Below are 10,094 nucleotides of genomic sequence, written 5' to 3'. Positions count from 1 at the left end.
GGTTTTTGTTGTTGTTCTCGCCCGGCAGTTGTGGCAGCTCAATCACGCTCGCCCTCGGGCATTGGTTTTGACCCCCCACCCCCCCCCCCCCCAACACCCCCACTACTCGACTTGAGATTGCGACCGCCGTGCTCTGCCCCTGGATAGTACGACTCGTGTCTCGATCACGAGTGGTCGGGCGGCCATCGGCGCGTCATGAACGATGTGCTTCTGGGTGGAGCCGCGCTGGGGGTACGAACCGACACATGCAGAACTATTGACGGATCGCTGCTCCTGCACTGGATGGGAGGAGATGTGCTCGACGGCATCTTCGGCGCCTGCCCGATGGTTGTCAAAATGACTACACCGATCAGGTTGTGCCGGAACCGATATCGAGCCGATAAGAGCGGCCGTCGAACGCGGTCGGGCAGTGCGGCGGTCAGTATGCTTGTCGGCCGCTGCCACGGTTGGGAGTCGGGATCGCCGCGGCCCCAATCGGATTCGCCCCGGCGAGTAGGGCATTCCGTCCCTCCGGATGTGCCGTTGATCGACAACGGCGTCAGCCGCGAGCGATCCGCCGACCCCTCCCCTCGATCGGGTCGGTGGACCGGCCGCGAGTAATAAGCTCATGTGGATTAGAGGCGTACATCGATTCATATGAGCTGAGCGCAAGTCTATCGGCGGCGACCCCTCTGTCAACTAGAATGAATCCGTTGACGGCAACGCTCAACCACAGCTTAATTAGACGGAAGGGGATCGGTATGGGGCCGCGGTCGGGGAGTGCTGCGTACCGATGCCTTGGCGGCGGAATCGGCAGGCGCAGGATGGTCTGCGGCGCGGTGCTTCTCGGACCCGGGAGCGATCATCGCAGGCCTGTGACCGCGATGCGAAGATGTCGCCGTGCCCAGGTGCCGAGCAGGTTGCTACGGCACCATCCGGTCGGCAGCGGCCGGCCGCCTGGCCTTCTGCCCGACGATCCGATCAACCAATGGACGAAGAAGTTGATGACCCATGCCTGACAGCGGCGCGAACGAGCAGGCGACCACACTCGCTGGCAAAATTGACAGGTTGTTCCAGATCATCCCCAGCTCCAGCGGGGAGCAGCACACCAATGAAGAGGTGGCAACAGCGTGCCGAGACGCGACGGGTGGGAGCTTCTCGGCTACCTACCTGTGGCAGCTGCGTACCGGTCGGCGCGACAACCCGACCAAACGGCACCTGGAGGCATTGGCCAACTTCTTCGAGGTGCCGGTGGCCTACTTCTTCGACGACGATCAGGGCAAGCAGATCCAGGCGGAACTGGAACTGCTCGGCGCGTTGCGCAACGCTGAGGTCCGCAATGTCGCCCTGCGGGCGGTGAATCTGTCTCCGGACGGGCTCGGAACCGTCAACGACATCATCGATGCAATCGTCAGACGCGAAGCGATGCGGCGAGACGGCAGCGGGAGCTGAGCCGGCGCTGACCCAAGTCCAACTCAGCATCGCGCGGAATCTCCAACAACCCAACTGCGGCAGTGACTTTCGAGAAAGATGAGGTTCCCCTGTGGACACGTATATGGTCGACCAGCTCAAGCGTCGCTGGCCTGCCGATTGGACGAAGCTGCATGTCTATTTCGTGCCCGACCCCACTGAGATCAAGCCCCTGATCGATGCGTACCAGAGCATCATCGAAGACCTCGAATGCGTGTCCCCCCAACCGGATCAATGGCTACACGCCACACTCATGGTGATCGACGGCATCCCCGCCCGAGACGTGACCGAACAACAGATCGCCGACCTGACCCAACGGCTCGAGCAAGCGATGGCCGATCTGCCAGTCTTCACAGTCACCTGTGGCCCCGCGGTCGCAGGTCGCAGCACCATCGCCCTGGACCTGACACCCGACCGCGGATTCGCGGAACTGCGTACCCGTGCCACCACCGCTGCCGCCCACGTCTTCGACGCGGATGCGGCGCGATATTCGAACGGCCGACCCCACATCACTCTCGGATACGCACGCGGAGAAGGGGATTCCGGGATCATCCAGACCAAGTTGCTGCACGCCACCGACATGAGAGTGCCGCTGACCGTCGATGCCGTCCGGCTGGTGGACGTGACCGCGGACATGGATCGTCTCCAGTTCCGCTGGAACGAAGTCGCGGTACTTCCACTGAAGAGCTGATATTCCTCGCTTCACAACTCGGCTGAGCTGACCTGCTCCCGTACTCGCCGACGGATGTGGTGAACCATGGGGTCGTGCGCGAAGGCCCGGGAGACACGGGCGAGCCAGTCTCGTTCGGCGTCGAACCCGCCCGATCCGATCGGCGGTGTGTCGGTAGCGGACGAGTCGAGGAGATACCGCACTCCGGCAGCGTGCGCCTCGAGCGCTCCCGCGAGCACCGATGCCTCGGTGACGATCTCGACCTGGTCGCCGGTCAGACCCTGGCGCTCGGCGGCTTCGAGCGCCCAGCGGCGAACGTCGGGATGACAGTGCGGGCGCAGGGTCAGGCTCGCGTCCCGGATCTCGATCACCCGGCGGTAAACGCCGAAGTCGTCGTCGCCGTCGTCGACCGGTGCCAGCTTGATCTCGGGAAGCGCGGCATGCATCTGCCGCCACAGGGGCTCCAGCTCACGGTGATAGCGACCGATGCGCAAGCGGCGCAACGAGTCCTGGGCGAACCGGACCACCACTGGGATCACGGCCCCGATGCAGATCAGCGCGGTACAGGACGAGGACAGCACCGCGGTGACCAACGGCTCCACCGCGACCGGTTTCGGGCGGATCAGATTGACGATCATGACGGCGGTTTTCCATGCGGCCCACAGCAATCCGGTCATGGCGCCAGCCATCATGGTATACAGCCCCACCCGCAGGGGCATCTCAGGAGCCGCGGCCGAATAGCGGCGGATCAGCGCGATGAACGCCGAGAACGCCCACGACACGTAGGCGCTGAAAATGAGGAGATAGGCAGCGAACGGCGGGCGCTTGCCGTACGCGCCGACGAACGCGATCTCCAACTGCCCGTTACCCACAAGCAGCAACGCCCCCATAGACACGAGGACGAGCGCAGCGACCGCAGCGTGCCACGCGGTACGCCGCCGGGCCTGCGCGGGATCCCGCACGGTGTGCGCCGACAAGGCGAAGAGGCAAAACCCTGCCGCGACCACCAATCCGTTCCCCACCCAGCGGGTGAAAAGCGGAAAGGGCTCGAACGCGACGATGAAACGCTGCGTTGTCGGGGCGATGACGACGGCTCCTGCGCCCAGCAAAACGAAGCAGGCGACGGTGTAGTAGCCCACCGCGTTGGCGATTTGCCGTCGACGAAGCTGTATCCACTTGGATACGGCTATCCCAAGGCAGAATGCACCGAGAAAGTATTTAATAATGTCGACCACAGAAAAGTCACCTATCCGAAAATCGCGCCGAACCGATTCATCCCGCACTCGAGTTCTCTACTGGCCAGCGGAGGTGGGTGTGCTCGCCCGGCGCGGATCAGGATCACCGACGCGAGCATTTCGGCCTCGGCCTCGTCGGACTCGGAATACACGGTACGGCCGAGAACTCGTGTGATGAGCTTGGAAGAAAGATTCTTCATCAGCAATGGAGCTACGGATTCGCCCAATGCGCCGGTGCCGCTATGATTGCACAGGATGTGAGCGGCCTCATGGGCGATGATGTGCTCTTGGTGCAGCAGGCTGGTGTTCGATGCGTAGAAGATGTAATCGGCGTCAGGAGTAGCGACGAACATCCCACACGGAGTATCGCGATCGACGGTCATCCCGACCAGCTCAATTCGCCTTCCGCGATATTCGATCAATGCATCGATAAAGGCTTTGGAATTGAAGGGGTGCGGAATCGGGAGGGCTCGTGCGATTTCTTCACAACGTTTTCGTAAGAAGGATGCATCGGTCACGGCTTTGGACGCACCCAATATCGCGAGCGACTGCCGATTGGAGAGATCCGAACACCGGACCTGCTGTCTCTGGGTACCTCAGAATGCACCAGCTCAGTCTAACCCGACGCTTGCTCAGGCCATGGCGGGATGTCTTGCACCCCTCGGAGCGGGTCGCTGCACCCGAAGAGTGACAATAATTTTCACCGAATGGACAATCGTCATCCGGTAACGATTCCGTGCTGACCAGCATCTATCTCCTGTGCGACCCTACTGTTGCAACTCGCAAAAAAGATCGAAAATAATTGTCTTTGGGAATAAATTTCATACAGAAGCGACGTGTGGCGCGATGCAACACCTTTCGGCACCCGTACTCGCGATCGTCCGCGTCCTAGGGTGTGGTGCCGACGTCGGGCTGCTGGTCGGTTCGGGCGGGTACCGGCCGGTGCGTGATGGTGATGGTGTCGCTCGTGTCGGCGACTCGGTGTGGCGTGGTGAGTTAGCGAGGTCGGCCGTGGGTACGCGTTCGACCATCGAGTCGATATCCACCGTCTGCTCACCCGCATCATGAGTGCAGCCAAGCGCGCCGGACTCACCGCGGTCATGCCGTGCTCCCCGGAGACCTACGCCAAGCCGAATCGCGAGCGGCCCCATGGGCAGCCGAACTTGAGTCGGTGGCCCAGGGGTGTATCTCGTGTGAGTACCGCTGCTAGTCCCAGGAAGCTGGTTGATCGTGTCCGCCAAACGTCGGAATTACCCGGCCTCGGACCGGATGACTTGTCACGCTCGACAGCTCGGACATCTAACGGCCCAACAGGATTCCGTACACGATGGTGTCGGCATACGATCTGTTGATGAGTGGACTACGGGGGGACCGGCACGCATGCGCCTTGAGATTCGGGCGATTGGCGAGAATCCCAGGGTAGGTTGGTGCGGGTTGGCTTGAACCGTTCGTGGCGGTCGTCTAGAGCTGAAAGACGGTTCTGACCATGGAGATTCGAGTCTCCGACCCTGAGCAGCTGCGCTCCCTGCGCGAGCATTTGGCACGTGTTCCGGGGGGCGAGGTGCGGCGGGTAAACGAGGTCGGACGGAACGGGGTCGAGGGGTCCGCCGGCGAGCTGGGCGTATGGGAGTTCTCCAGGTTGCTGCTGCGGGTAGCAGCGCACTAGCGGTGGCGGTCAAGACGATTCCGGCGTTCATTCAGTCACGGCGTAAGGATGTATCCGTCACGGTGAAGCTCGACGATGCGGAGGTCGTGGTGACAGCCGCGAATGCGGATGATGCGATCCGGACGCTGACCGAGGACGTCTAGTCGGCGGTGCCGGTCACGTTGACACACGTTAGTTGTGAAGCCGCGCAGGGGCGATGAGGACCTCGCATGTGATCTTCGCTGTCGGTATCACGTCGAAGTTGCGAACCCTCGCAGGGGCGATGAGGACCGCCGTTCCATCAACAGCAAGACCGCGCGTTCAGGTTGCGAACCCTTGCAGGGGCGATGAGGACGACGATGCCCCCGACGCCTCGGGAGTGTCACGGAACCTGTGGACGGGCAGTTCCGGACAAAGCCTTCTCGGGTTTGCCCGTCCTGGAGTCCCTTCGCCCCGGCCTCCCTTCGCCGCTCGCCGCCTTGTCGAGAGCTTCAGTCGAATACCGTGCTGGGTTCGTCGGTGATCTGGACCTGGATCAGGTGTGGGCCGGGGGTGCCGAAGGCTTGTTTGAGTGCGTCGGCGAGGTCGTTGGTGGTGGTGACGGTGCGGGCGGGGACGCCGTATCCGGTGGCGATGTCGGTGAAGTCGATGCCCGGCAGGTTCAACCCCGGTAGCCCGTCCGCGCTGAGCCAGCTGCCGTAGTCCTTGAGTACTTGGTAGGCACCGTTGTGCACGATGAGGTAGGTGATGTCGAGATTGTGCTGGGCGGCGTTCCATAGGCCGGTGATGCTGTAGTTCGCTGAGCCGTCGCCGATCAGCGCGATCACCGGCCGGTTCGGTTGGGCCAGTGCGACTCCGGCCGCTGCGGGTAGTCCGTAGCCCAGGGCACTGGCAGCGCCGCAGAAGAAGCTGTTGGGTCTGGTGATCGGCAGTCTGTCCCACCATGCGCCGAGTGATGGCGCTTCGTAAACCCACGCGGCGTCCTCGGGATGGTGCTCGGCGAGCACCTGGAGGAGCTGGGTTTCGCTGACTGTGCCGGTGTGTTGCACCGAGATATCTACCGGTGCAGGCTGTTTCATCGATGCGGGCAGCGGCCGGGTGGTGGTGACCAAGTCGGCGAGCTGGACGAGCGCTTCGGCGGGGTCGCCGATGATGGCGGTGCCGAGCGGTGCGCGTGCGGCCTGGTCGGGGTCTGCGGTGACAAGTGTCAGTTCGGTCCCTTCGCGCAGGTACCGGCCCGGCTCCCACGCGTGGTAGGGCAGTACCGCGCCACCTATCCAGGCGACGAAGTCATAGGGGGCCAATTGATCTCGGACCTGACTGACACTGGCGCCGAGGGTGCCCTGGTAGCAGGGATGCTGGGTGGGAAACGAGATCCTTGGGTATTCGTAAGTGCCGAATTTGACTGGTAGTCCGGCCTTTTCGGCGAGTGTGACCGCGGCGTCCCAGCCGCCGTAGGCGTCGACGTCGGGTCCGAGGACCAGCACGGGATTGTCGGCGGTGTCCAGGCGTCGAGCGAGTGCTTGTAGCGCCATCCGGTCGGCGATAGGTCGGCCGGCTACCTGGCGGCCCAGCAGGTAGGGCAGGTTGTCGGTGTCGGCGGGTTCATTCCAATCCGACAGTGGCACAGACAGATACACCGGCCCGGACGGCGCGGACATCGCGCAGGCGATCGCCCGCGTCAGCGCGGCGGGGACCGCTTGCGGAGAGGGCGCTTCGAAGCTCCATTTGACCAGTGGCCGCGGCAGTGTGGTGGCGTCGTGGTTGGTGAGCATGCCCTGCAAGGTGATCAGCGGACGATACTGCTGGCCGCTGATCAAAACCAAAGGTGTTCCGGCTTGCCACGAGTTGACGAGGTTGCCCATCGCCTGGCCCACACCCGCCGCCGAGTGCAGGCTGACCAGCGCTGGTTTTCCGGTGGATTGGGCATACCCGTCGGCCATCGCCAGACCGGCACCTTCCTGCAGGGCGAGGATGTAGCGGAAGTCGTCCGGAAACTGTTGCAGGAAAGGCAATTCGTTCGACCCGGGGTTGCCGAAGAAAGTGGTGACACCCATCGACCGCAGGACCTCGTAGGAAGCTTCTCGTACCGTGGTCATTCTGCTTTCCTTCCTTGGCGTGTCTGACGTTCCATCGCGAAGACGAACGATTCGTAGTGGCCGCCGGTGCCGTGCTCGAGACCGACCTCGCAGGTCCGGTTGTTGCACAGGTAAGCGTCGAAGTTTTGATCGGCGATTTCGTCGGCCTCGTCGCGAGTGGCGGCTTCGGTGAGTTCGGGGTGCAGGAAACCCCGGTCGCCGGCGAAGGCACAGCAGGTGGCGTTTTCCGGGACGATCACTTCCTCGGCCAGCGCGGAGCCGATCTCGGTGAGCGTGCCGTCAATGCCGAGGTGGCGAGTGGAGCAGGTTGGGTGCACCGCGATCCGGTCGAGTTTCTCGCCGACGATGAGGTTGGGCAGCAACTGCTGCTGCGCCCAGGTGGTGGCGTCCATGATCGTCATCGCCGCCCGATGCGCCGCGTTGTCCTCGGTGAGGTAGTCGGTGACCTCATCCAGCACGCCGAGGGTGCAGGATGCGGCGTCGATGACGACCGGCAGTTTGCCGGAATCGCTCCAGCGCCACATGTTTTCGATGATTTTGTTGGCCATGTAGGCGTTGCCGTCGTGGTAGCCCTTGGAATGCCACACCGTGGCGCAGCAGCTACCGCGCGCATCCTCAGGAATCCACAGCGGCATCCCCGCCCGCTCGGAGACCGCGACCAGCGCCTCGGGCAAGCTCAACTCCCGCCGATCCCGTTGTGCGCGGCCGAAGATGCGATTGATGCAGGCGGGAAAGTACACCGCCGCGGCACCGGCTCGCTCGGTCCTCGGCAGGTGTGCGGGGGCCGCGGCGGGCATCTCACGCAGCCACCCCGGCATCAGCTCGGTGCTCACTACCAGGCGCAGCAGACCGGTGATCGCCGTCATCACGGTGGCACCCATCAGGTGACCAGCACGCACCGCCACCCGCGCCAGCCGCTCGATCAGTCCCCACCGCCGCGCCAGCAGCAGCCACGCTCTTTCTGTCCGCGGACTGTGTTCGGAACGCCGCAAGGCTTTCATCATTGTGCCGGTGTCGATGTCGAGCGGGCAGGCCAGCGAGCAGCTGCCGTCTCCGGCGCAGGTTTCCACCGCGTCGTATTCGTACTGTTCGAGCAGCGTGCGCCGTAGTGGAGTGTCCCCGCCTTGGCGCGCCATCTCCCGGCGCACGACGATGCGTTGACGTGGTGTGGTGGTGAGATGGCGGCTGGGACAGACGTGTTCGCAGAAACCGCACTCGATGCAGTGCTCGATCGTGTCTTCCACCCGGGGCATCGACTGCAGATGTTTCAGGTGTGCGGTGGCACCGCGGGTGAGCATCACGTCCGGGGCCAGTACCCCGTGCGGGTCGAACAGGTTCTTGATCCGCCACATCAATTCGGTGGCCTGCTCGCCCCATTCGATCGGCACGAACGGTGCCATGTTGCGGCCGCTGCCGTGCTCGGCCTTCAGCGAGCCGTCGTATTTGCCGGTGATGAGTTCGACCAGTTCGTCCATGAACGTCGCGTAGTTGTTCGTGCCTTCGGCGGTGCCGAAGTCGGCCATCAGGCAGAAGTGGAAGTTGCCCGCCGAGGCATGTCCCTGCAGGGAAGGGTCGTAGCCGTGCTTGTCCAGCAGGGCGGCAAGGTCTTTGGCCGCTTCGGCGACCCGCGCCGGTGGTACGCAGACATCTTCACCGATCATGGTGGCGCCGACGGGGCGCTGCATCCCCACCAAACCGCCCAGCGACTCACGGATCTTCCAATATGTGGCGATTTTGGCCCGGTCCCGGGTGAAGCGGCGCGGTTCAGTGAGCGAGCAGTCGGCAAGCACCTCTTCGACCGCCGGTAGCGTGGACTCGAGTGTCGCCTCGTCGGTGGCCCGTACTTCCACCAGCAACGCCGCCGAACCCGAATCAAGTTCGGCCCAAGCCGGATTCGCCGCAGGCAGCTGCGCGCATGCGCGCAGGGTGCGCCCGTCCAGTAGTTCGGCGACCTGAGCGCCGGCCTCGATGAACTTCGGCACCGCCTCGGTGGCGTGTTCGAGCGTGTCGAACAGTAAAAACGCGTCCGCGCGGGCGGGCAGCAGCGGCACCGTGTCGAACACGGCCTCGGCGACGAATCCCAGCGTGCCTTGGGAGCACACCATCAACCGGGTCAGGATCTGCGCCGGAGTCGCCCCGGTCAGGAAGCCGTCGAGCCGATACCCGCTGGCGTTCTTGATACTGAACTTGCTGCGGATGCGGTCGGCGAGTTCGGTGTCGGCCTCGATCTCGGCCTTGATCCCCATCAACCCCGCCGCCAGTTGCGGCTCGGCGGACGCCAGCACTTCATCGGCGTCGTCCGCGCCGGTGTCGACGATGGTTCCCGACGGTAGTACCACCGTGACCGAACGTAGTGTGGCCGAGGCGGTTTGGGCCACCCCCGCCGCGAAGCCGGAGGAGTTGTTGGCGATCACGCCGCCCACTGTGCACGCAGCGGCACTGGCTGGATCGGGCCCCAGCCGGGTGCCACGCCGAGCCAGCGCCGCATTGGCTACGGCCAGCACGGTGCCCGGTCGTACCCGCACCCGTTGCCCCTGATCCTGCACGCTCACCCCGCTCCAGCCGCGCCGGACATCGACGAGGATGTCGTCGCCCATCGCTTGACCGTTCGGGCTGGTGCCCGCGGCCCGGAACGTCACTGTGTGCCTGTGCTCGCGCGCATAGGCCAGCACCGCGGCGACCTCCTGCGGTGTCTGTGGATTGACCACCACCTTCGGAATCAACCGGTACGGGCTGTAATCGCTGGCATACCGCACGAGATCGATCGCCCGCGCATGCACCTTGTCCGCACCGAGCAAAGACGCCAAATCGGCCTTCAACGATGCCGGGGAGCCCGCTGCCAACCCTGCTGGTGCGGCGTCGGCAGCGACACCGGGCGAATCCAGTAACGCTGGCGCATGGAGGAATGGCTGCAAGAATTTCACGATCAGCTCCTTCGATCCGATGGACTGGACTACGAATGCCGAGCTTGTGGTGCAGCCGACCGTCCCGTAGAT

6 protein-coding genes and 1 pseudogene are annotated in these 10,094 nt (G+C 63.9%); 3 read left to right on the top strand and 4 right to left on the bottom strand.

Annotated features, from left to right (window positions below; genetic code table 11):
• Positions 1-1,047: 1,047 nt before the first annotated feature.
• The gene (locus ACFWF1_RS34420; protein WP_379281078.1) at positions 1,048-1,431 is read left to right on the top strand and encodes an XRE family transcriptional regulator; all 384 of its coding nucleotides are present in this window, start codon (positions 1,048-1,050) and stop codon (positions 1,429-1,431) included.
• A gap of 91 nt (positions 1,432-1,522) precedes the next feature.
• Positions 1,523-2,140: a 2'-5' RNA ligase family protein gene (locus tag ACFWF1_RS34415; protein ID WP_379281077.1), complete on the top strand. Its 618-nt coding sequence runs from the start codon at positions 1,523-1,525 to the stop codon at positions 2,138-2,140.
• 11 nt (positions 2,141-2,151) lie between these two features.
• Here the strand turns inward: ACFWF1_RS34415 and ACFWF1_RS34410 are convergent, their stop codons facing one another.
• Both ACFWF1_RS34410 and ACFWF1_RS34405 read right to left on the bottom strand, forming a co-directional pair.
• Entirely contained in the window at positions 2,152-3,354 is a 1,203-nt protein-coding gene (locus ACFWF1_RS34410) for an MAB_1171c family putative transporter (RefSeq protein ID WP_379281076.1), read from the bottom strand.
• Positions 3,355-3,365: 11 nt separating this feature from the next.
• Positions 3,366-3,872, bottom strand: coding sequence for a hypothetical protein (locus ACFWF1_RS34405; RefSeq protein WP_379281075.1), 507 nt, complete (start codon positions 3,870-3,872; stop codon positions 3,366-3,368).
• 1,063 nt (positions 3,873-4,935) lie between these two features.
• On the opposite strand from ACFWF1_RS34405, the pseudogene ACFWF1_RS34400 reads away from it, so the two are divergent.
• Positions 4,936-5,163, top strand: a pseudogene (locus ACFWF1_RS34400) (hypothetical protein); the annotation flags it as partial.
• 327 nt (positions 5,164-5,490) lie between these two features.
• On the opposite strand, the gene mdlC reads toward ACFWF1_RS34400, so the two are convergent.
• Together mdlC and ACFWF1_RS34390 are read right to left on the bottom strand one after the other, a co-directional pair.
• The gene (gene mdlC, locus ACFWF1_RS34395) at positions 5,491-7,098 is read right to left on the bottom strand and encodes a benzoylformate decarboxylase (RefSeq protein WP_379281074.1); all 1,608 of its coding nucleotides are present in this window, start codon (positions 7,096-7,098) and stop codon (positions 5,491-5,493) included.
• Positions 7,095-10,022 (bottom strand): FAD-binding and (Fe-S)-binding domain-containing protein, encoded by a 2,928-nt coding sequence (locus ACFWF1_RS34390; protein WP_379281073.1) that lies wholly within the window; start codon positions 10,020-10,022, stop codon positions 7,095-7,097. Before ACFWF1_RS34390 ends, mdlC begins: the two co-directional genes overlap by 4 nt.
• Between the last annotated feature and the right edge of the window lie 72 nt (positions 10,023-10,094).

Source organism: Nocardia sp. NPDC060255 (genome assembly GCF_042727395.1).
In the GTDB taxonomy this organism is placed as follows: domain Bacteria; phylum Actinomycetota; class Actinomycetes; order Mycobacteriales; family Mycobacteriaceae; genus Nocardia.
This window is presented reverse-complemented; position numbering and strand designations above follow the sequence as displayed.